Source organism: Sphingomonas aerolata (assembly GCF_003046295.1).
GTDB classification, from domain to species: Bacteria; Pseudomonadota; Alphaproteobacteria; order Sphingomonadales; family Sphingomonadaceae; genus Sphingomonas; species Sphingomonas aerolata.
In genome coordinates this window covers 260938-284951 of record NZ_PZZN01000003.1, presented here as the reverse complement: position 1 = coordinate 284951, position 24014 = coordinate 260938, and the positions used below count along the sequence as shown (strand labels likewise).

Annotated in this window: 23 protein-coding genes and 2 riboswitches; of the genes, 8 read left to right on the top strand and 15 right to left on the bottom strand. The window is 67.9% G+C overall.

Annotated elements, in window-relative coordinates; translation table 11 throughout:
* Positions 1-32 precede the first annotated feature (32 nt).
* Positions 33-416, bottom strand: a complete 384-nt coding sequence (locus C8J24_RS13810; protein WP_031440676.1) for a MerR family transcriptional regulator — start codon at positions 414-416, stop codon at positions 33-35.
* Positions 413-2116 (bottom strand): long-chain-fatty-acid--CoA ligase, encoded by a 1704-nt coding sequence (locus C8J24_RS13805; protein WP_244180722.1) that lies wholly within the window; start codon positions 2114-2116, stop codon positions 413-415. Before C8J24_RS13805 ends, C8J24_RS13810 begins: the two co-directional genes overlap by 4 nt.
* A gap of 133 nt (positions 2117-2249) precedes the next feature.
* On the opposite strand from C8J24_RS13805, the gene C8J24_RS13800 reads away from it, so the two are divergent.
* The 4 genes from C8J24_RS13800 (at position 2250) to C8J24_RS13785 (ending at position 7671) form a co-directional block, all read left to right on the top strand.
* The gene (locus tag C8J24_RS13800) at positions 2250-3386 is read left to right on the top strand and encodes a thiolase family protein (protein WP_031395136.1); all 1137 of its coding nucleotides are present in this window, start codon (positions 2250-2252) and stop codon (positions 3384-3386) included.
* On the top strand, positions 3386-5704 hold the full coding sequence (locus C8J24_RS13795; RefSeq protein ID WP_107933244.1) for a 3-hydroxyacyl-CoA dehydrogenase/enoyl-CoA hydratase family protein: 2319 nt from the start codon (positions 3386-3388) through the stop codon (positions 5702-5704). The genes C8J24_RS13800 and C8J24_RS13795 overlap by 1 nt, the downstream gene beginning before the upstream one ends.
* A 213-nt stretch (positions 5705-5917) precedes the next feature.
* A complete protein-coding gene (locus C8J24_RS13790; protein WP_031395134.1) occupies positions 5918-6328 on the top strand; it encodes a DUF2147 domain-containing protein in 411 nt (136 codons plus the stop codon).
* A 50-nt stretch (positions 6329-6378) separates the two neighbouring features.
* Positions 6379-7671: an OmpP1/FadL family transporter gene (locus C8J24_RS13785; protein WP_107933242.1), complete on the top strand. Its 1293-nt coding sequence runs from the start codon at positions 6379-6381 to the stop codon at positions 7669-7671.
* 36 nt (positions 7672-7707) lie between these two features.
* On the opposite strand, the gene cobU is transcribed toward C8J24_RS13785, so the two are convergent.
* A complete protein-coding gene (gene cobU / locus C8J24_RS13780) occupies positions 7708-8247 on the bottom strand; it encodes a bifunctional adenosylcobinamide kinase/adenosylcobinamide-phosphate guanylyltransferase (RefSeq protein ID WP_107933239.1) in 540 nt (179 codons plus the stop codon).
* An 87-nt stretch (positions 8248-8334) separates the two neighbouring features.
* On the opposite strand from cobU, the gene C8J24_RS13775 reads away from it, so the two are divergent.
* The 3 genes from C8J24_RS13775 to C8J24_RS13765 are packed head-to-tail and all read left to right on the top strand — an operon-like array spanning position 8335 to position 11718.
* Entirely contained in the window at positions 8335-9309 is a 975-nt protein-coding gene (locus tag C8J24_RS13775) for a threonine-phosphate decarboxylase (RefSeq protein WP_107934217.1), read from the top strand.
* Complete coding sequence (gene cbiB, locus C8J24_RS13770) at positions 9302-10240, top strand: adenosylcobinamide-phosphate synthase CbiB (protein WP_107933237.1); 939 nt, start codon at positions 9302-9304, stop codon at positions 10238-10240. The genes C8J24_RS13775 and cbiB overlap by 8 nt, the downstream gene beginning before the upstream one ends.
* Positions 10228-11718: a cobyric acid synthase gene (locus C8J24_RS13765; RefSeq protein WP_107933235.1), complete on the top strand. Its 1491-nt coding sequence runs from the start codon at positions 10228-10230 to the stop codon at positions 11716-11718. The genes cbiB and C8J24_RS13765 overlap by 13 nt, the downstream gene beginning before the upstream one ends.
* Here C8J24_RS13765 and cobS read toward each other — a convergent pair.
* From cobS to C8J24_RS13735, 6 genes are all read right to left on the bottom strand, one after another.
* The gene (cobS, locus tag C8J24_RS13760) at positions 11686-12402 is read right to left on the bottom strand and encodes an adenosylcobinamide-GDP ribazoletransferase (RefSeq protein WP_107933233.1); all 717 of its coding nucleotides are present in this window, start codon (positions 12400-12402) and stop codon (positions 11686-11688) included. The genes C8J24_RS13765 and cobS overlap by 33 nt on opposite strands.
* Positions 12399-12977: a histidine phosphatase family protein gene (locus C8J24_RS13755; protein WP_107933231.1), complete on the bottom strand. Its 579-nt coding sequence runs from the start codon at positions 12975-12977 to the stop codon at positions 12399-12401. The genes cobS and C8J24_RS13755 overlap by 4 nt, the downstream gene beginning before the upstream one ends.
* Entirely contained in the window at positions 12974-13987 is a 1014-nt protein-coding gene (gene cobT / locus C8J24_RS13750) for a nicotinate-nucleotide--dimethylbenzimidazole phosphoribosyltransferase (protein ID WP_107933229.1), read from the bottom strand. Before cobT ends, C8J24_RS13755 begins: the two co-directional genes overlap by 4 nt.
* The gene (locus C8J24_RS13745) at positions 13984-14400 is read right to left on the bottom strand and encodes a DUF1636 domain-containing protein (RefSeq protein ID WP_056407800.1); all 417 of its coding nucleotides are present in this window, start codon (positions 14398-14400) and stop codon (positions 13984-13986) included. The genes cobT and C8J24_RS13745 overlap by 4 nt, the downstream gene beginning before the upstream one ends.
* Positions 14401-14497: 97 nt before the next feature.
* Positions 14498-14684, bottom strand: a riboswitch (cobalamin riboswitch).
* 21 nt (positions 14685-14705) lie between these two features.
* On the bottom strand, positions 14706-15491 hold the full coding sequence (locus C8J24_RS13740; RefSeq protein WP_107933227.1) for an ABC transporter ATP-binding protein: 786 nt from the start codon (positions 15489-15491) through the stop codon (positions 14706-14708).
* A complete protein-coding gene (locus C8J24_RS13735) occupies positions 15485-16480 on the bottom strand; it encodes a FecCD family ABC transporter permease (protein ID WP_107933225.1) in 996 nt (331 codons plus the stop codon). Before C8J24_RS13735 ends, C8J24_RS13740 begins: the two co-directional genes overlap by 7 nt.
* A gap of 67 nt (positions 16481-16547) precedes the next feature.
* Here C8J24_RS13735 and C8J24_RS13730 point away from each other — a divergent pair, with 67 nt between their 5' ends.
* Entirely contained in the window at positions 16548-17396 is an 849-nt protein-coding gene (locus C8J24_RS13730) for an ABC transporter substrate-binding protein (RefSeq protein ID WP_420894116.1), read from the top strand.
* On the opposite strand, the gene cobO is transcribed toward C8J24_RS13730, so the two are convergent.
* From cobO to C8J24_RS13700, 6 genes are all read right to left on the bottom strand, one after another.
* Positions 17393-17992 carry a cob(I)yrinic acid a,c-diamide adenosyltransferase gene (cobO, locus tag C8J24_RS13725; protein WP_420894115.1) on the bottom strand — a complete coding sequence of 200 codons (600 nt, stop codon included), beginning with the start codon at positions 17990-17992 and terminating at the stop codon, positions 17393-17395. The two genes, C8J24_RS13730 and cobO, sit on opposite strands and share 4 nt — an antisense overlap.
* A complete protein-coding gene (locus C8J24_RS13720; protein ID WP_107933221.1) occupies positions 17992-19950 on the bottom strand; it encodes a TonB-dependent receptor plug domain-containing protein in 1959 nt (652 codons plus the stop codon). The genes cobO and C8J24_RS13720 overlap by 1 nt, the downstream gene beginning before the upstream one ends.
* Before the next feature lie 182 nt (positions 19951-20132).
* A riboswitch (cobalamin riboswitch) is annotated at positions 20133-20365 on the bottom strand.
* A gap of 58 nt (positions 20366-20423) precedes the next feature.
* A complete protein-coding gene (locus C8J24_RS13715) occupies positions 20424-21248 on the bottom strand; it encodes an HpcH/HpaI aldolase/citrate lyase family protein (protein WP_107933219.1) in 825 nt (274 codons plus the stop codon).
* A complete protein-coding gene (locus C8J24_RS13710; RefSeq protein ID WP_107933216.1) occupies positions 21245-21697 on the bottom strand; it encodes a MaoC family dehydratase in 453 nt (150 codons plus the stop codon). Before C8J24_RS13710 ends, C8J24_RS13715 begins: the two co-directional genes overlap by 4 nt.
* Positions 21697-23532 (bottom strand): acetyl/propionyl/methylcrotonyl-CoA carboxylase subunit alpha, encoded by a 1836-nt coding sequence (locus tag C8J24_RS13705; RefSeq protein ID WP_107934213.1) that lies wholly within the window; start codon positions 23530-23532, stop codon positions 21697-21699. The genes C8J24_RS13710 and C8J24_RS13705 overlap by 1 nt, the downstream gene beginning before the upstream one ends.
* Positions 23529-24014 (bottom strand): nuclear transport factor 2 family protein, encoded by a 486-nt coding sequence (locus tag C8J24_RS13700; protein WP_107933214.1) that lies wholly within the window; start codon positions 24012-24014, stop codon positions 23529-23531. Before C8J24_RS13700 ends, C8J24_RS13705 begins: the two co-directional genes overlap by 4 nt.

Genomic DNA, 24014 nt, shown 5'->3' with positions numbered 1-24014 from the left:
GCCGGCGCAACCGCGCGCGCGTTACAGGCCGGTCAGGACGCGATCCGCTCGAGCGCCTGCGCCTCGATCTTCTCCAGTTCCTCCAGCGTCTGCGCGATCGCCGCCTGCTGCTGCTGCAGGTCGTCGATCCGCTGGCGACAGCGTTCGGCGAGCGCGCGCATCTGTTCGACATGCTGCGGATCCGCATCGTACAGGACGAGAAACTCCTCGATGTCGCGCAGCGAGAATCCCAGCCGCTTGCCGCGCAGGATCAGCTGCATCCGCGCGACGTCGCGCCGCGTATAGACGCGCGTCGTGCCGATCCGGCACGGCTCGATCAGCCCCTTGTCCTCATAGAAACGCAGCGTCCGCGCGCTGACCCCCAGCGCCTGCGACACGTCCTGAATCCCGGTAAGATCGTCCTGCCGCTCGTTCACGGTGTCGCTCCCCTCTCCCCCGACGCCGCCCCGGCCGGCATCGCGCGTGCCAGCCTGGCCTCTTCCTCCGCGACAAGTTCCTTTTTGGATAGCTTGCCGATCAACGTCTTGGGCAGAGTGTCGCGGATTTCGACCTCGCGGGGAAGCTCGATCTTGCTGATCTTGTCGCGCAGAAAATCACGCAATTCCACAGGGGTTGCGACCGCACCTTCGACCAGCGTGACGAACGCCTTGGGCGCCTGGCCGCGATAGGCGTCGGCGACCCCGATCACCACCACCTCGGCGACCGCGGGATGCTCGTACAGCGCCTCCTCGATCACGCGCGGATAGACATTGTAGCCGCCGCACAGGATCAGGTCCTTGATGCGGTCGACGATGAACAGATAGCCGTCCGCGTCGAGATGCCCGACATCCCCGGTGCGCAGCGCGCCGTCCGCGAACAGCGCAGCGCTTGCTTCCGGCTTGTGCCAATATCCTTGCGTAACCTGCGGGCCACGCGCGCAGATCTCGCCATTCTCACCGACCGGCAGCAACCGGGTCGGGTCCTCGCGGTCGCGGATCTCGATGATCGTGCCGGGAAAGGGCAGCCCCGCCGATCCCGGCTTGTTCAGCCCCTCGATCGGATTGCAGGTGATGATCGGCGACGCCTCCGACAGGCCATAGCCCTCGACCAGCTTCGACCCCGTCGCCGCCTCGAACGCGGTACGCACCTCGGCGGGCAGCGGCGCGCCGCCCGAGATGCACGCATGGATCGACGACAGGTCGATCGGCTGCGTCTCCGCCGCCTTGGTGATCGCGGCATAGATGGTCGGCACCGCGGGGAAATAGGTCGGCTTGGTCCGCACGATCGTCTTCAGCAGCTGCTGCAGCTCGAACCGCGGCAACAGGATCATCTGCGCGCCCGCGCGGATCGAATAGGTCAGCACCGTCGTCAGCGCGAAGACGTGGAACAGCGGCAGCGCCCCCATCACCCGGTCCTGCTCGGGCGTCTCGCCACCGACGAACGTCATCATCGCATCCGCGTTCGACACCAGATTGGCGTGGCTCAGCATCGCCGCCTTGGGCTCGCCGGTCGTCCCCCCGGTATATTGCAGCACCGCGACCTCGTCCGGCGTCACCGCGACCGGCGTGGGCGCGCCCTTTGCGCGCACCAGCGACTCGAAGCTGCGATGCCGCGCGTCGTTCGGCGCGCTGGCGATCTCGGCGCGCTTGAAGATGCGGTAGGCGATCGACTTCAGCGTCGGCAGCGCGCCCGCGATCGGGCAGGTGATAACATGCCGCAGCCCCGTCTCACCCGCGACCTTCAGCACGCGAGCATGGATCTCGGTAATGTCGCAGGTCGCGATGATCTCCGCGCCCGAATCCCTCAGCAGGTGGCACAGCTCGCGCTCGACATAGAGCGGGTTGACGTTGACGACGATCCCGCCCGCCTTCAGCACCGCGAAGAACAGCACCGGATAATAAGGCGTGTTCGGCAGGCACAGCGCGACCCGCGTCCCCTTCACCACGCCCAGATCCTGCAACCCCCGCGCCGCATGCGTGACCGCGTCGCCAAGCTCGGCATAGGTCATCGTCGACCCGAGGAAATCGAGCACCGTCCGCGACCCGAATCGGCGGACCGCCGTGTCGAGCATGTCGCCCAGCAAACGCGCTTCGCCTTCTAGCGGTACGCCGATCGCACGGCCGTCGGTGTCCAGCATCTCTCTCTCCTTTTCGGCGTGCGCTCTCGACTGATATTGTAGGCCGCATCACCTTGACGTATAGGAGAGGTATCGCACCTTAAGGGTAGCCCGCAAGTCTTAAGCGGACCGATTGCAATTGGAGAGGATCATCGTGACCAACGTCGTCATCGCCGGGTACGCCCGCTCGCCGTTCCACCTTGCCGGCAAGGGCGATCTCGCCCGCGTCCGCCCCGACGATCTCGCCGCGCAGACGATCCGCGGTCTGCTCGACAAGACCGGCGTCGATCCCGCCGCGATCGAGGACATCATCCTCGGCTGCGCCTTCCCCGAAGGCGAGCAGGGCCTGAACGTCGCGCGGATGATCGGCCTGCTCGCCGACCTGCCGCTGTCGGTCGGCGGCATGACGGTCAACCGCTTCTGCGGCTCGTCGATGAGCGCGATCCACATCGCGGTCGGCCAGATCAACATCGGCGCTGGCGACGCGTTCATCTGCGCCGGGCTCGAATCGATGAGCCGCGTGCCGATGGGCGGCTACAACCCGCTCCCCAACCCGGATCTCTTCAAGAAGAACGCCGGCGCGTACATGGGCATGGGCGAGACCGCCGAGAACGTCGCACGCGATTACCAGATCACCCGCGCCGAGCAGGATGCGTTCGCGGTGAAGAGCCAGGACAAGGCCGCCGCCGCGCGCGCCGATGGCCGTCTCTCCGACGAGATCGTGACGATCCAGACCAAGGCGGGCCCGGTCAGCCAGGACGGCACGATCCGCGCCGGCACCACCACCGAAGCGCTCGCCGGCCTGAAGCCTGCATTCAGCGCGGACGGTTCGGTTACCGCCGGCACCTCCTCGCCGCTGACCGACGGCGCCTCCGCCGTCCTCGTCACCTCGGAAGAGTTCGCGACGAAGCACGGCCTGACCATCCTCGCGCGCATCAAGTCGGTCGCGGTTTCGGGCAACGAGCCGTCGACGATGGGCCTCGGTCCGATCTACGCCTCGCAAAAGGCGATGGAGCGCGCCGGCATCACCGTCGCCGACCTCGACGTGGTCGAGATCAACGAGGCGTTCGCCAGCCAGGCGATCGCCTGCATCCGCGACCTCGGGCTCAAGGACGAGACGATCAACCTCGATGGCGGCGCGATCGCGATCGGCCATCCGCTCGGCGCGACCGGCGCGCGCATCGTCGGCAAGGCTGCAGCCCTGCTCGCGCGCGAAGGCGGCCGCTACGCGCTCGCCACCCAGTGCATCGGCGGCGGTCAGGGCATCGCAACGGTGCTGGAGCGCGCATGATGGTCGATCAGGTGAAAAAGGTCTGCGTCATCGGCGCGGGAGTCATGGGCGCAGGGATTGCCGCGCAAGTCGCGAACGCCGGTATCCCGGTGCTGCTGCTCGACATCGTGCCCCGCGAGGGTGACGATCGCGATGCGGTCGCCAAGGGCGCGGTCGCGAAGATGCTCAAGACCGACCCCGCCCCCTTCATGTCGAAGCGTGCGGCCAAGCTGGTCGAGACGGGCAATATCGACGACCATCTCGACCGCGTCGCGGAATGCGACTGGATCGTCGAGGCGATCGTCGAACGGCTCGACATCAAGCAGGCGCTCTATGCCAAGCTCGAGGCGCTCAAGCGTCCGGGCACCGCGGTCTCGTCGAACACCTCGACGATCCCGCTCGGCCATCTCGTCGACGGCCGCTCGGACCAGTTCAAGGCCGACTTCCTCATCACCCATTTCTTCAACCCGCCGCGCTACATGCGGCTGGTCGAGATCGTCCGCGGCGAGCATACCGACGTCGCGGTCGCGGAGAAGGTCGAGGATTTCGTCGATCGCTTCATGGGCAAGCGCATCGTCCGCGCGAAGGACACGCCGGGCTTCATCGCCAACCGCATCGGCACCTACTGGCTGGCGATCGCGATCAACGCGGCGATGGACCAGGGGCTGACCGTCGAGGAGGCCGACCAGATCGGTGGCCGGCCGATGGGCGTGCCGAAGACCGGGATCTTCGGTCTGGTCGATCTCGTCGGCGTCGACCTGATGCCGTTGCTGTCGAAGAGCCTCTCCTCGACGCTCCCCGCGGGCGATCCCTATTTCGACACCGTCCGCGACATGCCGCTCGTCGACAAGATGATCGCGGAAGGGTTCACAGGCCGCAAGGGCAAGGGCGGCTTCTACCGCTTCGACAAGGCGACGCGCACCAAGCTGTCGCTCGACCTCGCGACCGGCGACTATCGCCCCGAGGCGAAGCCCGCCGAGCTGCCCGGCAAGACCGGCAAGGATCTCGCCGCGCTGATCGCCGAGCCCGGCAGGATCGGCACCTATGCGTGGACGATCCTCGGCAACACGCTGTCCTATGCGGCGATGCTCGTCGGCGAGGCGGCGGATGATATCGTCGCGATCGATGACGCGATGAAGCTCGGGTACAACTGGAAATACGGGCCGTTCGAGCTGATCGACCGGATGGGGCCGGGCCTGCTGGCACAGCGTCTCGCCGCCGAGGGCCGCGACGTGCCTCCGATCCTGACGACCGCGGGCGACCGTCCCTTCTACCGCGTCGAGAACGGCAACCGCCAGTATCTCACCACCGGCGGCGACTATGTCGACGTGCCGCGCGCCGACGGCGTCGAACTGCTCGAGGACATCAAGCTCCGCTCGCAGCCCGTCCTGACCAACGCCTCGGCGTCGCTCTGGGACGTCGGCGACGGTGTCGCCGCGCTCGAATTCCACACCAAGATGAACGCGCTCGACGATCAGGTCATCGCACTCATCGAGGAAGCGGTCCCGGTCGTGCGCGAGCGCTTCAAGGCGCTGGTCGTCTATAACGAGGGCAGCAACTTCTCGGCCGGCGCCAATCTCGGCGCGGCGATGTTCGCGGTCGGTGCGGGCCTGTGGGACATGGTCGAGGCCAGCGTTGCGCGCGGGCAGCAGGCGTACAAGGCGCTGAAATACGCGCCCTTCCCCGTCGTCAGCGCGCCCGCAGGACTGGCGCTCGGCGGCGGCTGCGAGATGCTGCTCCACTCGGACGCGGTCCAGGCGCATGCCGAGACCTATGCCGGCCTCGTCGAATGCGGCGTCGGGCTCGTCCCCGGCTGGGGCGGCAATGGCGAGATGCTCGACCGCTGGACGAAGTCGCGCACGCTCCCCAACGGCCCCATACCCGCGCTGACCAAGGTGTTCCAGGCGGTCTCCACCGCGCAGGTCGCCAAGTCGGCGGCGGAAGCGAAGGAGATGATGATCCTGCGCAAGGACGACGGCATCACGATGAACCGCGATCGCCTGCTCGCCGACGCCAAGGCAAAGGCCTTGTCGCTCGTCGAGGGCTATGTCGCCCCCGAGCCGCCGACCTTCCGTCTGGCGGGCGCGAGCGGTCGTACCGGGCTGTCGATGGCGGTGTCCGACTTCCACAAGAAGGGCATGGCGACCGACTATGACGTGGTGGTCGCCGACCGCCTCGCCGAGGTGCTGACCGGCGGCGAGGCCGACCTCGTCGACACCGTCACCGAGGCGCAGCTCCTCGACCTCGAACGCGCCGCCTTCATGGCGAGCGTCAGGGACCAGCGCACCCAGGCGCGCGTCGTCCACATGCTCCAGACGGGTAAGCCACTGCGCAACTGAGACAGTTCCCCCGCGCGAGCGGGGGAACACCCGCGCATGACCAATTTTTCACCTGCCCTGATCAGTAAGAACACTTGACTATTGTTTGTACAAATCTAGGCGGGTCGATGACATGCCGTATACGGCAGCGGACTCGCGAATAGGTCGCGGGGCTCGCAAATACACTGGGTGACCGTACAGATGCGGCGGCCCGACACTAGGAGAGGATAGACGATGTCCCTGATGATGATCGCCGCGCTGCTCGCCGGCGCGCCCGCGACCGCCGACACCGTGGTCGGCCGCTGGCGGACCGAGACGCACAACGCCATCGTCGAGATCGCGCGCTGCGGCCCCTCGATCTGCGGCAAGATCCTGACCTCCGACGCGCTGCGCGCCAACCCGTCGATGAAGGACGCGAACAACAGCAACACCGCGCTGCGCAGCCGCCCGATCCAGGGCATGCAGATGCTCAGCGGCTTCAAGTCCGACAAGGACGGCGTCTGGAGCAGCGGCCAGGTCTACAATGCCGAGGACGGCAAGACCTATAGCGGCAAGATCACCCCGGTCGGCGCGAACCAGCTGAAGCTGCGCGGCTGCGTCTTCTTCCCGCTCTGCAAGACCCAGACCTGGACGCGCGTCCGCTGATTCCAGGTCCCTTTCATCTCCCCAAAAGTTAGCGTTCAGGAATTTTGTAAATGTCGTTTCGTACCAAGGCCCCGTTGCTGGCCGTGACCGCGCTCGTCTCCGCTTTCGGATGCGCCAGCACCGCCTATGCCGACGCCTTCTATCTCCAGGCGCAGTCGGCGCGCGGCGCGGGCCGTGCGTTTTCGGGTGAGGCCGCCGATACCGGCGCCGCGTCGCTCTGGTGGAACCCCGCCGCGATCGCCGGCATCCGCGACGGCAGCGCGACGCTCAGCGCCAGCGCGATCATCCCGCGCGGCGACGTGATCGACACCGGCTCGCAGATCTGCCGTCCGGGCGGCCAGCCCTGCACCGCGATCAGCGGCCAGTCGAACTCGAGCGACCCGGTCAACAAGGGCGTCGTCCCCTCGGGTGCGGTCGCCTATCCGCTGACCGACCGGATCGCGGTCGGCCTCGTCGTCACCTCGCCGTTCAGCTTCACGACCAACTATGACGCCGACAGCTGGGCCCGCTACAGCGCGGACAAGACCCGCCTGCGCACGATCGACATCCAGCCCTCGATCGGCGTCGAGCTGACCGACTGGCTCCGTGTCGGCGGTGCGCTCAACGTCGAATATACCGACGCGATCCTCAGCAACGCGCTCCCCAACGTGTCCGCAGCACAGCCAGACGGCCGCCAGGAACTCAGCGGCGACGGCTGGGATCTCGGCTGGACCGCGGGCGTCCAGCTCCACAACGACTTCGCCACCGTCGGCGTCACCTACAAGTCGAGCATCCGCCACAAGCTGAAGGGCGACCTCGTCGTCACCGGCCTGCTCGGCCCGCTCGCCGGCGGCAACACCGAAGTCTCGGGCGCGACCGCCGAGTTCAACACGCCCGGTCAGGTCATCGTCGCGGGCCGCGTCCGCGCCACCGATCAGCTGACGCTCAACGCACAGGTCATCGCGTTCAACTGGAGCAAGTTCGACACGATCGATCTCGGCGCGCCGCTCAACACGTCGATCCCGGAGAACTACCGCGACAGCTGGAGCCTCGCGGGCGGCCTCGACTATGACGTCACGCCCAAGCTGACCGTGCGTGGCGGTGTCCAGCGCACCAAGACGCCGACCCAGGACGGCCAGCGCGACGCGCGCGTCCCCGACGCCGATCGCTGGACCTATGCCGCCGGTGCCTCCTACCAGCTGACGCCGCGCATCGCGGTCGACGCCGCCGCGCAATATGTCGACTTCGAGAACACGACGATCGACCGCGCCACTTTGGTCGCGGGCAGCATCATCCGCACCAACGGCGCGCTCCGCGACGCCAGCGCGATCGTCACCTCGCTCGGCGCCCGCGTCTCGTTCTGACGCTAACCGCCCCTCCCCATATCGGGGAGGGGCACCCTATCCCTTCATCCGGATCGTCAGCCCGGACACCGCGAGATCGACCGTCTCGACCGCAGCCGCGACCCGCTGGTTGAGCATCCCCGCCAGATCGCGGAACCGCCGCGCCATCGCATTGTCGGGCACGATCCCCATCCCGACCTCGTTGGTGACCAGCACCAGCCGCCCCGCGACGCGACCGATCGCATCCAGCAATGCGGCGATCGCCGTCTCTGCATCCGCCTCCGCCAGCATCAAATTCGACGCCCACAAGGTCAGGCAGTCGACCAGTATCACCCCGTCCGGCGCGTCCGCCTCGGCGATCGCCGCCGCCAGCGCGAGCGGCACCTCGACCGTCCGCCACCGTTCGTCCCGCTCGGCGCGATGCCGCGCGATCCGCTCGGTCATCTCCCCGTCGAACGCCTGCGCGGTCGCGATATAGACCAGCGCGGCCCCACCAGCCGCCTCTGCTAAAGCCTGCGCATGGCGGCTCTTGCCCGAGCGCGCACCGCCGGTCACCAGCACCGTCTTTCCAAACCCCTGCACGACCGTCTCCTCCATCGCCTCTTGCGCTATCCCCGGCGAATGGCGAAGGCCAGCAGCAACGCCGCGGCATCGCCGGCGCAGGGGACGCATGTGCACGCGCTGATGGAACATGGCGGCCGGATCGACAGCGCGCAGGCGCTGTACCCGCACGCGCCGCGTCCCTGGCTCGACCTGTCGACCGGGATCAACCCCTGCGCGTGGGAGCCGCCCGCCAATCTCGCGGTCGACCTGCGCAGCCTCCCCTCGCCCGCCGCACTCGCCACGCTCGAGGCCGTCGCCGCGCGCCACTTCGGCACCGACCCCGCGCGCGTCGTCGCGCTGCCCGGCACCGAGATCGGCCTCCGCCTGCTCGGCGGACTCGGCCTCCCCGCCCGCGCCCGCCATGTCGGCCCCAGCTACGCGACGCACGAAGCGGTCTTCCCCGCGCGTATCTCGATCGACAGCCTGACCGACGAAGCGACACATGGCGGCACCATCCTGCTCGCCAACCCGAACAACCCCGACGGCCGTCTGGTAAGTCCGGACGCGCTCAGGCCAGTGATCGACCGTCTCCGCGAGAATGCCGGCTGGCTGGTCGTCGACGAGGCCTTCGCCGACACGCTGCCCGACGCCGGCCTGTCTTCGCATCTGTCCGCAGCAGATCCCGTCATCCTCTTCCGATCATTCGGCAAGTTCTTCGGTCTAGCGGGCGTGAGGCTCGGCTTCATGATCGCACCGCCTAGCATCGTCGCGCGGGTCCGCGACCGTCTGGGCAGCTGGCCGATCTCCGCCACCGCGCTCGCGATCGGCACCGCCGCCTATGCCGACCGCGACTGGATCGAGACGACGCGCGCTCAGCTCGTCACCCGCGCGGCCGCGCTCGACGCGGTACTTCTCCGCCACGGGCTGACCGCGACGGGCGCCTGCCCGCTCTTCCGCCTCATCGCAACAGACGACGCCAAGTCGCTGTTCGAGCGTCTTAATATGGCGGGCATCCTGACGCGTCCCTTCACCTATGACCCCCGCTGGCTCCGTCTCGGTGTCCCCGCCGACGCGACTGCACTGGCGCGTCTCGACGCGGCACTCGCGCATGGCTGACCCCGTCGCCCTCATCGCCCTCGCGCTCGATGCCGCGTTCGGCTGGCCGGAACGGCTCTACCGTCGGATCGGTCACCCCGTCGGCGCGATCGCCGCGATCATCGGCAGCATCGAAAAGGCGCTCAACCGTCCGGCATGGCCCGACGCAACACGCCGCATCGCCGGGGTCGCGACGCTTGCGATCACGCTCGCGGTGACGGGCGGGATCGCCTGGGGCGCGACCTGGCTGCTGACGACCTATCTAGGCGGCTATGCCTGGATCGGCATCGGCCTCCTCGCCGCCCCGGGCCTCGCGCAGCGCAGCCTCAACGATCACGTCGCGCCGATCGCCGCCGCGCTCGGCAAGGGTGACGTGCAGGGTGCGCGGATCGCGGTTGGCAAGATCGTCGGTCGCGACACCGACCGGCTCGACTCCGCCGGCATCGCCCGCGCCGGAATCGAAAGCCTTGCCGAAAGCTTCTGCGACGGCATCGTCGCTCCGCTCTTCTGGCTGCTTATCGGCGGGCTTCCCGGGCTGTGGATCTACAAGGCGATCAACACCGCCGACAGCCTGATCGGTCACCGCGAACCCCGTTGGCGCGCGTTCGGCTGGGCGTCCGCACGGATCGACGATCTCGCCAACTGGATCCCCGCACGGATCAGCGGCGGCTTGCTGTGCCTCGCCGGTCCCGGCGGCTGGCGCGTGATGCGGCGCGACGCGCGCAAACACGCCTCGCCCAATGCCGGCTGGCCCGAAGCGGCGATGGCGGGCGTGCTCGACCTCCGCCTCGCCGGTCCGGTCAGCTATGACGGCGTCACCCAGCTGAAGCCCTGGATCGGCAGCGGTCGCCCCGCCGCCACCGCCGCCGACATCGCCCGCGCGCTCCAGGTCTATCGCCGCGCCTGCCTGCTACTCTGGATCGTCACGGGGGCGCTGCTGTGGGTGCGGTGATGCTCCAGGGCACCGGCTCGGACGTTGGCAAGTCGGTGCTCGTCGCCGGCCTCTGTCGCGCGCTCGCCAATCGCGGGCTCGCCGTCCGGCCCTTCAAGCCGCAGAACATGTCGAACAACGCCGCCGTCACCGCCGATGGCGGCGAGATCGGCCGCGCGCAGGCGACCCAGGCGATCGCTGCGCGCACCGCGCCGACCACCGACATGAACCCCGTTCTGCTCAAGCCGCAGGGCGACCGCAGTTCGCAACTCGTCGTCCACGGCAAGGTCCGCGGCATCCTGCGCGCCAGCCGCTGGCGCGAGGGGCGCGCGGGGCTGATGGACGACGTGCTCGCCAGCTATCGCCGGCTCCGGGCGCAGGCGGACATCGTCGTCGTCGAGGGCGCGGGCAGTCCCGCCGAGATCAACCTGCGCGCCGCCGACATCGCCAACATGGGCTTTGCGCGCGCAGCGGGCGTCCCCGTCATCCTGATCGGCGACATCGACCGGGGCGGCGTCATCGCCTCGCTCGTCGGCACGCGCGCGGTGATCGATCCCGCCGACGCCGCGATGATCCACGGCTTCCTCGTCAACAAGTTTCGCGGCGACCCCGCGCTGTTCGACGACGGCTATCGCGCGATCGAGGCGCGGTCGGGCTGGCGCGGCTATGGCGTCATCCCCTGGCTTCCCGAGGCCGCCCGCCTGCCGAGCGAGGACGCGGTCATCCTCGAACGCCGCCCCGGTCACGGCCGGCAGGACGGCCAGGTCGTCATCGCCTGTCCGATCACCCCGCGAATCGCCAATTTCGACGATCTCGACCCGCTGCGGCTCGACCCCGGCGTCACGCTCGTCATGGTCCCGCCCGGCGAACCGATCCCCGACGCCGACATGATCATCCTCGCCGGCTCCAAGGCGACGATCCCCGACCTCGCCTTTCTCCGCGGGCAGGGCTGGGACATCGACATCCACGCGCATCGCCGCCGCGGCCGCCCCGTGCTCGGGCTTTGCGGCGGCTATCAGATGCTCGGCCGCAGCATCGCCGATCCGGACGGGCTGGAGGGTCCCGCCGGTATCGCCCCCGGTCTCGGCCTGCTCGACGTCGCGACGATCCTGTCCCCCGCCAAGACGCTCGAACGCGTCGCCGGCACCGCGATCGGCGCACGGTTCGACGGCTATGAGATCCATATCGGCGAAACCACCGGCCCCGACACCGTGCGCGCGCTGACGACCCGCGACGATGGCCGCCGCGACGGCGCGGTCAGTCCCGACGGGCTCGTCTCCGGCAGCTATGTCCACGGCCTGCTCGGCCTCGCGGATCAGCGCCGCGCCTGGCTCAGCCGGCTCGGGGTGGGCGCGGTCGGGGCCGACCATGGCGCGTCGATCGACGCCGCGCTTGATGCGATTGCGGAAACGCTCGAACGCCATCTCGATATCGACGCGCTGATCGCAGTGTCGAAGCTCGCGGGGTCAGACGCGGCCGGCAATGGCGAGCGCGACTAGCATCCCGGTCTCGACGAATTCGATCCCCGCGCCGTGGCAATCCCCCGATACGCCGCCGACCCGTCGGATCAGCCACCAGCCGAATACCGCGATCAGTGCAGGGGCCCCTGCAACGGCATGCACAGGCACCCCTAAACACCCTGTTACGCACCCCCAAAACACCAGATCGTGCACCCTGATCTTCCCTGCCACCATCCCTCCCAGCCCGCCCTCCCGGAGCAGCGGCACCCACCGCGCCCAGCACAACGGACCGATCCGCGCGAGCATCGGGACGACGATCACGACCGCCCATCCCAGACTCGAAACGGCATGCAATAATACAAGCTTTGCACTGAGTTGCAGGGTGATCATCACAACGCCGAAGCTGCCGATATGCGGATCCGCCATCACCGCGATCAGCCGGTCGCGATTGCCATGCGCGGCACCCAGCCCGTCTGCCAGATCCGCCAGCCCATCCAGGTGCAAAGCCCCTGTAATCGCTACCCAAGTTGTCAGCGCGGCGAGCGCACCCGTCCACGGATCGATCAGCGCGCCGACCCACCCCGCCGCCGCGACGACGACCCCGATGCACGCCCCGACGACCGGATACCACCGGATCGCCGCAGCAAAATCCTCAGCGTCCGCAGCAACTTGCGGCACCGGCACGCGCGTCAGGAAGCCGAAGGCGACGATCAGCCGCTTCAAGAAACCGGATCCGTCTGCAGCCCCACGATCTGCGCCGTCCGGTCCGGCCAGATCCGCAAACTAATCAGCGCCGCGTAAGGCAAATCGAACGCCCAGAGCTCGCGCAACCCGAACCCGCACAGCGATTTCAACGCCGCACGCATCGCCCCGCCATGTGTCACGATCAATGAGGTTTCGGGCGTAAGATCTTCTATCGCATCGGTAATTCTCGCGACCAGATCGCTCCACCGTTCCCCACCCGGTGGCGGTGCACCATCCGGATCGTCCCAGAACCGCTGCAACGCCGCCGCGTCGATGTCCGCCGCAGCCAGCCCGTCCCAATCCCCAAAATCCAGCTCCCGCCACCGCGCATCGGTCGTCGGAGTTAGCCCCCGCTCCCGCCCGATCGCATCCGCAACAGCCTGCGATCGCATGAGATCAGAACAGACGATCTTCTTGAAATTCAGCGGTTTTACCCGAGCCACACAGGCCGCCATCCCCTCCGCCGTGACCGGACTATCGGTCCGCCCCAGCATCCGCCCAGTCAGTTCAGGCGCACCATGCCGCAACAGGTGGAGCAGGAACGCCCCACTCACGCCACCGACACCCCCGCCTCGGCAAACGTCGCCATCCCGTCATGCGCCGCCACCGCCGACCGGATCACCCCGACCGCAACCGCCGCCCCGCTTCCCTCCCCCAGCCGCATCCCAAGTCTCAGTAAAGGCTCGAGTTTCAGCGCGGCGAGCAGTCGCTCATGCCCCGGCTCGGCCGAACAATGCCCGGCAATGCAATGCTCTGTGATGCCAGGATACGCCGCCGCAATCGGTGCGATCGCCGCCGACGAAATGAACCCGTCGAGCACCACCGGCACCCCCGCCAGCCGCGCCGCCACCACCGCGCCAGCGATCGCGACGATTTCACGCCCCCCCACCCGCCGCAACGTCTCGAACGGCGTACGCAGGAAATCATCATGCCGCCCAATCCCCGCCTCAACGACCGCGATTTTCCGCGCGATTCCCGCCACATCAACCCCCGTCCCCGGGCCAACCCAGCCGGCGGCGGTTCCGCCGTAACTGCGCAGACACAGTGCTGCGGCCGACGTCGAATTGCCGATCCCCATTTCGCCAACGACGAGCAAGTCGAGCCCCGGCACGACGACGTCGGCGCCAATGTTGAGTGCGGCGAGACACGCGGCTTCGTCCATCGCCGGCCCCGTCGTGAAATCCGCAGTGGGGGTTTCCAGATCGATGTCGGCGATGAACAGCTCGAGCCCGACAGCATCCGCCAGCGCATTGATCGCCGCGCCCCCACGGCGGAAATTGTCGACCATCTGTGCGGTCACGGAGACCGGGAAAGCGCTGACCCCGTGCACCGCAACGCCGTGATTTCCGGCGAAAATTGCCGCTCGCGCACGCTCGAACCGCGGCCGCTCGCGCCCCTGCCAGCCCGCCATGAAGACTGCGAGGTCTTCAAGTCGGCCGAGCGATCCGGGCGGCTTGGTCAACTGTGTTTGCCGCAGCGATGCGGCTCCTCGCGCGGCTTCGTCTGCCGCAGGAAGGGCCTCCAGCGCCGCCTCGAACGCCGCGACCGTCGGGAACAGCGTCACTGCGCGACATAGCCGGCGGGGGGCGTCCGGGTGATGAAATGCCCCTTGATCCCGGCGGGCCACTGCCGAAACGGCACCTGCCCCTCCGCACTCTCCGCATGCAGCACGGCGTAATCGAGGATCGCCCGCGCTGCTTCCTCATCAGGCGTGAAGCGCCCCAGCACATAGCCGATCTTCGCGGGCCCGCGGACATGGATGGTGCAGAAATCCTGGCAGGCGAACAGGCACGGCATCGCCTGGACAGCAATCCCCGCATAGCGCGGATCGCTTGCCTGGACCGCCTGCAACGCCGCAACGAGCCGCGCACCGCCCCGCATGCCCTCGGCATCGTCCTTCGCATCGGTGGACGCGCGGCAGGTGCTGCAGGCGACGACGGCCGCACCATCTTCGGCGGGAACCAGTAGATTCGGCATTGAAACCCCATGACATACGCGCCCGCGGCACAGGCCGCAGGCTGGTTATGTCGTCGCGCGGGTTTACCCCCGTCCGCTCGGCGCACCCTGGCCGGACGAAAGACGACCGCGACGGGCAGGTCTCCTGGCTCACGGGTCACAGCCCTTCGCGCCGCCTTCTCGGGACCGGGATCCCAATGGCATGATGGCACGATGGCTCGCCGCTTACAGTTGCAGGGGCAGCCGGGGTTCTCCCGTTCCCTCTTCATCCCCGTCGCCGGGGAACCTGTCGCGGTCAGAGGGATAGGCCGGGCGAGCGGCCCGGGTCAATCGCCCTGCGCGCTGTCACGCGTCAGCGGTACCACGACCGGTACGCCCTCGATCGATCCGAACCACGCCCTAACGCCATAGGTCTCACGCAGCCGAGCCGGCGTCAGCACCGCCGAAGGCGCACCGTCGGCGACAAGCCGTCCCGCGTCGAGCACGAGGATACGATCGCAATAGCGTGCGGCAAGCCCCAGATCATGCAGCACGGCGATCACCAGGACGCCGCGCGCGGCCTGCGCCCGCAGGATGTCCATGACCGCGATCTGATGCGCGGGATCGAGCGATGCGAGCGGCTCGTCGACGATCAGCGCCGGCGCCTCGACCGCGAGTGCCCTTGCCAGCAGGACGCGGGCCCGCTCGCCCCCCGAAATCTCGGTCGCGACACGCGCCGCAAGCGTGGTCACGTCCGCCGCCACCATCGCACGGGCAATCGCGGCATGGTCGTCCCGTGAGATGCGGGACAGCGGTGCGAGATGGGGCAATCGGCCCAGCGCGACGAGACGTTCGACGCTCAGCGGCCAATGAAGACTTTGACCCTGCGGCAGATACGCGACCGTCTGCGCAATCTCGCGTCGCGAGCGCTCCGCCAGCGGAACGCCGTCGAGCAGGATCGCCCCCGTAGCGGGAACCAGCCCGAGCAACGCCTGGACCAGCGTCGATTTGCCCGCCCCATTGGGGCCGACGATCCCGATGAGCGCGCCGCCCTCTGCTGCGAAGCTGACATCGTCGACCACGACCCGCCGTGCACGGCGGACGCTGAGGCGGTCCGCGGAGAGGGCTACCACAGCCGCCGCTCGCGCATGAGGTGGACGAGGAACACCGGCACGCCGAGAAACGCGGTGACGACCCCGAGCTTGAGTTCGTTCGACGTCGGGATCACCCGGACCAGCACGTCGGCAAAGGAGAGCAATGCGGCCCCGCCCAGTGCGGAGGGCAGCAGGATCGCCGACGGCGAACGATCTGTCATCGGCCGGACGAGATGCGGGACGATCAGGCCGATGAACCCGATCGCGCCCGATACCGCGACTGCGCCGCCGACCCCGATCGCCACCCCGACCAGCATCCGAACGCGCGTCCGACGCAGATCGACGCCGAGCGCGCGCGCGCCATCCTCGCCAAGCGTCAGCGCGTCGAGCGCATGGCTGTCCCAGGCGACCAGCACCATGCCGAGTGTGATACAGGGCAGCGCCAGCGCTACATGGCTGAACGACCGGTCTTCGAGCGACCCGAGCAACCAGGTCATGATCTCCATCGCCGCAAACGGGTTCGGGGACAGGTTGAGCGCAAGGCTGACCCCCGCGACGGCCAGCGTTCCGACCGCGATCCCCGCGAGGATCAGTGACAAGGCGCTTTGCGACCCCGCCGACAGCACGAACAGCAACCCCAGCGCCGCGAACGCCCCGGCGATCGCCACAATCGGCAGCATCGCCGGATGAAGCTCCGCCAGCCCGAAATACAGCGCGATCACCGCGCCCAGCGATGCGCCGTTCGACGCACCCAGCACCGATGGCTCGGCCAACGGATTGCGCAGGAACCCCTGCAGCGCGGCACCCGAAAGCCCCAGCATCGCGCCGACCGCCAGCCCGAGGATCGCGCGCGGCAGACGAAGTTCGAACAGGATCGCGCGTTCGATCGGATCGCCCTGCCCGCTGAGCGCCCGCACGACATGCGCCAGCGGGATCGCCGCGCTCCCCACCGCGACCGACGCGGCGCCGGCCAACAGCGCAAGCAGCGCGAGGCCACCGACCAATCGCGCACGCGTCACGCGTTCCATAGTGCCAGATCCCACCGCATCGATTTCCGCCTAGCGCATAAGCGGCCGCTGCGGCAGGGCTTTGCGCATGCGCGGCCGCCGTCTCCTGACCATCCTGATGATCGCTGCCGCCGGCGCACCCGCCGCGGCGGCGCCGCCTAGACCGCCGCGGCGTATCGTTTCGCTCAACCTGTGCGCGGACCAATATCTTCTGGCGCTCGCCGACCCCGCGCAGATTGTCGCGCTCACCCGGTTCGCACGCGATCCGAACATGTCCGCGGCCGCCAACGCCGCGCGTACCATGCCCGTCAGCCGCGGCAGCGCGGAAGACGTGCTGATGCTGCACCCCGATCTGGTGATCGCCTCGCCGTTCCGACGCCAGACGGTCACGGCCGTTCTCGCCGGCCGGCACGTCGCGACGCTCGATCTGCCCCCCGCTGACAGCTATGCCGCGATCGTGACGCAAGTCCGGCAGGTCGCCGCAGCCATCGGCCACCGCGATCGCGGCGAAAGGCTGATCCGGCGGATGGACACCGCGCTCGCACGATTGCCGCGCGCGCCGGGAGGTGGTCGTACGGCGGCCTATTATCAGCGTCGGGGTTTCCTGACCGGTACCGGCACGCTCGTCGACGAACTGATGCAGCGTCTCGGGCTTGCCAATCTCGCGACCCGGCTTGGCAAGCCGGCACTCTCGCAACTGTCGCTCGAACAGATGGTGTTGGCACGCCCGAACTATCTCATCGTCGAGAGCGCCACCGAGCGCGTGACCGATCAGGGCACCGAAATGCTGCATCATCCGATTCTCGACGGGATTCCCCGTCTGCGCATCCCCGAGGCGTGGACCGTCTGCGGAGGTCCCGCCTATGTGCTGGCCGCGCAAAGCCTTGCAGCGCAGTTGCGCACGCCGCGTCCGGCGGTTCCTCGCCGCGGCCGTTAGAACTCGACGCCGGCCTGGGCCTTGACCCCACCCCGGAACGGATGCTTGACCTGCCCCATCTCGGTGACGAGATCCGCCGCGGCGATCAACGCCTCGGGCGCGTTGCGCCCCGTCGCCACGACATGCGTCATCGCCGGTCGCGCCGCGAACCCCGCAAGCACCTCGTCGAGTGGCAGATAGTCATAGCGCAGGACGATGTTGATCTCGTCGGCAATGACCATCGCATAGCTCGGGTCGGCGATCATCCGGCGGACCTCGTCCCACCCTTCGCGCGCCACTGCGATGTCGCGGGCCCGATCCTGCGTATCCCAGGTAAAGCCCTCGCCCATCGGCTTGAATTCGACCAGATCGGGAAAGGCGTCGAAGATGACCTTCTCGCCGGTCGTCATCGCACCCTTGACGAACTGCACGATCCCGACCTTTCGCCCATGCCCCATCATCCGCACCGCCATGCCAAGCGCCGCGGTGGTCTTGCCCTTACCCGGTCCGGTGTGGACCATGAGCAGGCCCTTTTCGATCGTCTTGGCAGCGACGATCTTGTCCTGGACGACCTTCTTCTTGGCCATCCGCGCCGTGTGCTCCGCCTCGCTCCGCATCAGAATGCTGCCTTCACGCCGGCATAGGCGCCGCGACCCTGACCGACATAGCTGAACACCTCCTCGTACCGCTCGTCGAACAGGTTTTCGACCCGACCGAAAACCGACAGCCCGGGCGTCAGCTTGTACGCCGCGTTCAGGTTGACGAGGACATATTCCTGGAGCGAGACGCGGACCGGGACATAGCTTGGATCGGTATAGGCGTCGTCCTGCTGCCGGCCGTTATACCGCACGGTGAGGGTCGCCGAGGCGCGCTCGTCGCGGCTGAACGCGGTCATGTTGACGCTGCCGATATGGTTGGGGCGCCGGATCTCCACGCCCCCGTCCTCGCGCGCCTTAAGATAGGTATAGGCGAGGTCGAAGCGCAGCTGCGCGATCGGCCGGGCGGTGGCGAACACTTCGACGCCGTGCTGCATCGATCGCGTATCGCGGTTACCGGGCGTCGCGACGAAATCGGGGGCGGGATAGGTGGTGAAGATCTCGTTCGTCAGGCGACTGTCGAAATAGGTCGCGCCGATCGTCGCACGATCCCCCCCGAAAACCTGTTCGACCCCGGCTTCCCAACCCTTTGACTTTTCCGGCTTGAGATTCGGGTTGCCGATATAGCGACCGTCGGAATAACCGAAGAGATCGAAATAGCCGGGATTCTTCACGCCCGTCCCGTAGGCGCCGCGCACCCGCGTTCCGGTCGCAAAGCGATAGCTCGCCTGCGCGCGATAGGTGGTGGTGTCATCGAACCGATTATTCTCGTCACGTCGCACCGATCCGCCGATCGCGAGCGCATCGTCGATCACGACGTCATACTGGCCAACGAGCCCGACATTGTCGGTATGCCGCCGTCCCGTAAAGACGAACTCCGAAGGAGCCGCGCTAAGCGTCTGGAACTGCTCGCGCTCGACATCGACCGCGGCGGTCAGCCGATGCCGGATGCGATCGGTCCCGAACCGGAACGCGCTTTCGAACGATCCCTTGTACCGCCGTCCCTTGTTGCCAAAGCTCAAGGCATCGTCGACCAGCGCCCGGCGTGTCGTATCGGCAAACTGGCCGCTGAGCGCATTCGTCCAGCGGCCATCCGCCAGCGCCAACTCGGCCCGGACGAGCCCGTAATAGGCCTCGACCGTGCTGCGCGCGCCTGGCGTATCGACGATCGTGCCGAACTGCGGGCCGCTCAATGCCGTGTCGTTGCTGTCGGCATCGGTATAGCTGTAGCGCCCGACGCCCGTGACCTTCAGCGTGTCGGTGGGCGACCAGCTGAGCTTGCCCGTCGCGCCGACGCTCTTCGCGCCGATGTCGCGCGATCCGCCCCGCGCGGTCGGCGTGCCGTCGGTGAGGTAGGTCGAGCTCGACAGCGCGTAATCGAGATTGCCCGCTACGCCCGCGACCCGGGCGCCTCCCGAAAACGTGCCGAACGATCCCCCTTCGGCCCGCAGTGATACGCCCGGGGCCTCCGCGCCGCTGAGCGTGAGATACTGGATGACGCCGCCGATCGCGTCGGACCCGTACAGCGCCGATTGCTGGCCGCGCAGCACCTCGACCCGTGCCGCCTCGTCGGCAATCAGCGTGCCGAAATCATATTCGCCCTGATAGGGATCGGACACTTCGATCCCGTCGATCAGCACGAGCACGTGATTGCCCTCCGACCCGCGGATCCGGACCTGCGTCGTCCCCCCGACCGCGCCGGTCCGGCTTACCGCCAGTCCCGGGACGTCGCGCAGCACGTCGGACGCGATCCGGGTCTGCCGCTGGTCGAGCGTCGCGGCGTCGAGCACCGTCACCGACGCCCCGAGCTGATCGGCGGGAACCGCATCCCCCGATCGCGATGCGGTAACCACCAGCTCGGCGGCGCCCCCTGCCGCCTCGCCCGTCGCCGCAGTAACCGGATCAGGCTCGGCCGCGGCCGGCGATGCAAAGGCCGTGGCGGTCGCGAGCGCCGCAAGCGAAACGAAAATTCTGGTCATGAAACGATACCCCCGGCGTCACGAGCGACCGGCCGGGGCCTGCCGTCCGATGATACGGACAGCCGGCGCAACGCTTGGGGTGTACGCCGAACCGCACCCGCCACGCGCACCGATGCGGCCCCCGCCGCATGGTTCGTCGCTCAGACGGAGTACCGTGCCGCGGTCATCCCCTGGACCATGGCAAGAGCGACCGAGCGCCGGCAGGTCTCCTGGCTCGCGGGTCGACGCCCGGTACGCGACCTTCCCGAGCCCTGCGCTTACGCTCAGGCCTAGTGGTCGCCCCCCCATGATGAAGGGACATGCGCACCGCACTCACCGCTTACAGTTGCAGGGACAGCCGCGGCATGAGGAGGACCGCCTCCCGCACCGCATTCCCTTTGAAGCCCCGAGGGGCACCGACGCGATCTGCGACCCCGGCCTTCACCGGTTTCGCAGGGCGACGGTAGCGCAGAAAATTCCTGCCGCCAATGGGCCTAGAGTCGCGCGAGGATCGCCCGCGCCTGACGTAAGTGCGGCGCATCGATCATCCGCCCATCAAGCTGCAGCGCGCCCGCCTCGGGAGCCGCTGCAAACGCAGCGACGACGGCGTGCGCATGTGCAACGGTCGCCGCATCCGGCGTGAACGCGGCGTTGATCGTGGCGACCTGCGACGGATGAATCGCCATCATGCCGGTAAAGCCGTCACGGCTGCCGCGCGCGGCATAGGCTGCCAGCCCGTCAATGTCCGCGATTGCGGGATAGACCGTCTCGATCGCCGCGACGTCCGCCGCCTGCGCGCCGAACAGCAGCAGCGATCGTACGAGCTTATAGGGTTCGGTATAGGATCCGTCGTCCTCCCGACTGGTCGCCGCGCCGATCGCCGCGGGCAGGTCTTCGGCGCCCCAGGTCAGGCCACATAACCGGTCCTTGACCCGCACATATTCGCCCAGTGTGAAGATCGCGGCGGGCACTTCGGTAGCGATCGGCAGGATCGGCGGGCAGTCATCGCCATAAGCCTCGACCAGCGCGACGACGGTCGCAGGCCCGGTCGCCTTGGGCAGCATGATCGCATCGGCCCCCCTCGCGGCAGCGAGATCGTCATCCAGCCACCCCGAGTCGACGGGATTGATCCGCACCATCCGCACGACGTCGGCGCGGTCCTGCAACGCGGCCCGGACCGCCTCGCGGGCAACAGCCTTGCGGGACAGCGCGACCGAGTCCTCCAGATCGAGGATGATGGCATCGGCCCCGCTCGCTGCGGCCTTCGCAAAACGCTCAGGCCGGTCTGCGGGCACGAACAGCAGCGAGCGCAACCTCATGCCGGCGTCCGCAGCTGCAGTGCCGAGCGGAGGCACTGACAGACGATCTCATCACGCTGGTTGATCAGCTGATGCATGAATGTGACGATCCCGGCGTTCGGGCGCGACCTGCTGGGTTTGAGCTCGGCAATCTCGGTCTCGGCGCGCATCGTGTCGCCGATGAAGACGGGTTTCGGATGCACGAGCTTGTCGTAACCGAGATTGGCGACGAGCGTCCCGAGCGTCGTGTCGCCAACCGACAGGCCGACCATCAGCGCGAAGGTGAAGGTGCCGTTGACGAGGATCTGGCCGAATTCGCTCGCCTTCGCCGCTTCGGCATCGAGGTGCAGCGGCTGCGGGTTGTGCGTCATCGTCGAAAACAGGAGGTTGTCGGTCTCCGTGACGGTGCGGCGGATTTCATGGACGATCCGGTCGCCGACTGCCCATTGGTCGAAATAGCGGCCGGCCATCAGTCATCCTTCTCGATACGCGCGAGCACCATGCCATCGCTCACCTGCCCGCCTTCGATGGCGGTCAGTTCGGCAACCGTCCCGTCGAACGGCGCGACGAGCGAATGCTCCATCTTCATCGCCTCCAGCGTCACGAGCTTCTGCCCCTTTGCGACACGGTCCCCGGCCGCCACGTCGACCGCGATGATCCGTCCCGGCATCGGTGACAAGATCGCGCCATCCGCTGCCGCCCCCATCGCCGCGCCAGACGCACGCCAGGGCCGCAACTGCCAGGTCTGCCCGGCATCGGAAACGAGGGCGGCATCGACCGGTTCATGAACGCCGCGACCGTCGAGATCGATCGTCACGGTGTCGTCGTCGAGCAGGAACCGCGCCGTCTTCAAAGGTCCCGCGTTGAGGCGAAAGCCCGCCATCGGTTCGACGCGCACGAGCGCGCGCGCGGCCTCGATCAGCGCTTCCTCGCTAGGCTGCACCGGGGGCATCAGCGCCGCACCTTCGCGGGCGATCAGCCCGGTATCGAGCGTTCCCGCGACAAATTCCGGATGGTCGAGCGCCTGGACGAGAAAGCCCGCATTCGACCGGACCGGCCAGACGACCGCCTTGTCCAGCGCCTCCGCCAACGTCTCGCGCGCGGCTTCACGCGTGTCGCCCCAGGCAATCACCTTGGCGATCATCGGGTCATAATAGGGCGATATGTCTGCCCCCTGTTCGACGCCCGTATCGACCCGCGCCGCATCACCCAGATCGAACGCCTCGAGCCGCCCGATCGACGGCAGGAAACCCTTGGCGGGATCCTCCGCATAAAGCCGCGCCTCGATCGCCCAGCCGCGGATCGCAAGATCATGCTGCTGCAGCGGCAACGCCTCGCCGCTGGCAATCCGCAGCTGCCACTCGACAAGGTCCTGTCCGGTGATTTCCTCGGTGACGGGATGCTCGACCTGCAACCGGGTGTTCATTTCCATGAACCAGATCCGATCGGCGCGCAGGCCTTCGCTCGCATCGGCGATGAACTCGATCGTACCCGCGCCGACATAGTTCACGGCCTGTGCCGCGCGCACCGCCGCCGCGCAGATCGCCGCGCGCGTCGCATCATCCATGCCGGGCGACGGGGCCTCCTCGATCACCTTTTGATGCCGGCGCTGCAACGAACAGTCGCGTTCGAACAGATGGACGACGTTGCCCTGACGATCGCCGAACACCTGCACCTCGATATGCCGCGGCGAGAGGATATATTTCTCGATCAGCACGTCGGTATTGCCGAAGGATGCGGAAGCTTCGCGCTGGCACGAAGCGAGCGCGTCGGCAAAGTCGGCGGACGCGTCGACGCGGCGCATACCCTTGCCGCCGCCGCCGGCGACGGCCTTGATCAGGACCGGGTAGCCGATGGCATCCGCCTCACGCTGGAGCCTATCAGGCGACTGGTCTTCCCCCAGATAGCCTGGCGTCACCGGGACCCCGGCCGCCATCATTCGCTGCTTCGCGGCATCCTTCAGCCCCATCGCGCGGATGCTGTCGGGATCGGGGCCAACCCACAGGATCCCTGCATCAAGCACGGCCTGCGCGAAGTCCGCATTCTCGGACAGGAACCCGTACCCCGGATGAATAGCCTCAGCGCCGGTGGCGAGCGCGGCGGCGATGATCTGCTCTCCGACCAGATAGCTCTCGCGCGCCGGGCTCGCACCGATATGCACCGCCTCGTCCGCGTGCCGGACATGCAGCGCGCCCGCATCGGCATCGGAATAGACCGCGATCGTGCGGATTCCCAACGCCCGAGCTGTGCGGATGATGCGGCAGGCGATCTCGCCACGATTGGCGATGAGCAGTGATTCGATCATTGCGCGGGGCATCCGGTGGTCCGCTTAGACCAAGTGATGTTGAGGATCTTCCACCGGCCCGCGTCGCGCACCATGTCGAAATGGTCGGTCCCGCAATACGCGACCCGGCCGTCGATGGTGAAGACATAGGGCGACCATACCATCGCGATATCGCCATCGATATCCACGGCGGGATCCGTCAGGCGTTCCGCATATCGCTCCGGTCCGGGCTTCAGACCGGCGGCGAAGTCGGACCAGCCGGTCCGGCGAATGTTGCGCGCGCCGTCGGCCTTTTCTTCCACGGCCGTAGCGCCACCCTCGGGGCGCACCTGTGCGAGCAAGGCTTGGCCATCGCGGGCGGCCAACGCGGCGAACATCGCGTCGATCGGCGCCATGACGCCGGCCTTCTCCGTCACCACGGCTGGCGGCAAGCCGGTCCCTTTGACGATCGGCTGGACCGGTGTGACCTGACCCGCGGCCAGCAGGAACGATACCAGGATCAT

Coding starts and splice junctions, on each gene's coding strand:
- C8J24_RS13805 (WP_244180722.1), bottom strand. CDS start 2,116: ATGCTGGACACCGACGGCCGTGCGATCGGCGTACCGCTAGAAGGCGAA.
- C8J24_RS13795 (WP_107933244.1), top strand. CDS start 3,386: ATGGTCGATCAGGTGAAAAAGGTCTGCGTCATCGGCGCGGGAGTCATG.
- C8J24_RS13790 (WP_031395134.1), top strand. CDS start 5,918: ATGTCCCTGATGATGATCGCCGCGCTGCTCGCCGGCGCGCCCGCGACC.
- C8J24_RS13785 (WP_107933242.1), top strand. CDS start 6,379: ATGTCGTTTCGTACCAAGGCCCCGTTGCTGGCCGTGACCGCGCTCGTC.
- cobU (WP_107933239.1), bottom strand. CDS start 8,247: ATGGAGGAGACGGTCGTGCAGGGGTTTGGAAAGACGGTGCTGGTGACC.
- C8J24_RS13775 (WP_107934217.1), top strand. CDS start 8,335: ATGGAACATGGCGGCCGGATCGACAGCGCGCAGGCGCTGTACCCGCAC.
- cbiB (WP_107933237.1), top strand. CDS start 9,302: ATGGCTGACCCCGTCGCCCTCATCGCCCTCGCGCTCGATGCCGCGTTC.
- C8J24_RS13745 (WP_056407800.1), bottom strand. CDS start 14,400: ATGCCGAATCTACTGGTTCCCGCCGAAGATGGTGCGGCCGTCGTCGCC.
- C8J24_RS13735 (WP_107933225.1), bottom strand. CDS start 16,480: ATGGAACGCGTGACGCGTGCGCGATTGGTCGGTGGCCTCGCGCTGCTT.
- C8J24_RS13730 (WP_420894116.1), top strand. CDS start 16,548: ATGCGCGGCCGCCGTCTCCTGACCATCCTGATGATCGCTGCCGCCGGC.
- cobO (WP_420894115.1), bottom strand. CDS start 17,992: ATGCGGAGCGAGGCGGAGCACACGGCGCGGATGGCCAAGAAGAAGGTC.
- C8J24_RS13720 (WP_107933221.1), bottom strand. CDS start 19,950: ATGACCAGAATTTTCGTTTCGCTTGCGGCGCTCGCGACCGCCACGGCC.
- C8J24_RS13715 (WP_107933219.1), bottom strand. CDS start 21,248: ATGAGGTTGCGCTCGCTGCTGTTCGTGCCCGCAGACCGGCCTGAGCGT.
- C8J24_RS13710 (WP_107933216.1), bottom strand. CDS start 21,697: ATGGCCGGCCGCTATTTCGACCAATGGGCAGTCGGCGACCGGATCGTC.
- C8J24_RS13705 (WP_107934213.1), bottom strand. CDS start 23,532: ATGATCGAATCACTGCTCATCGCCAATCGTGGCGAGATCGCCTGCCGC.
- C8J24_RS13700 (WP_107933214.1), bottom strand. CDS start 24,014: ATGATCCTGGTATCGTTCCTGCTGGCCGCGGGTCAGGTCACACCGGTC.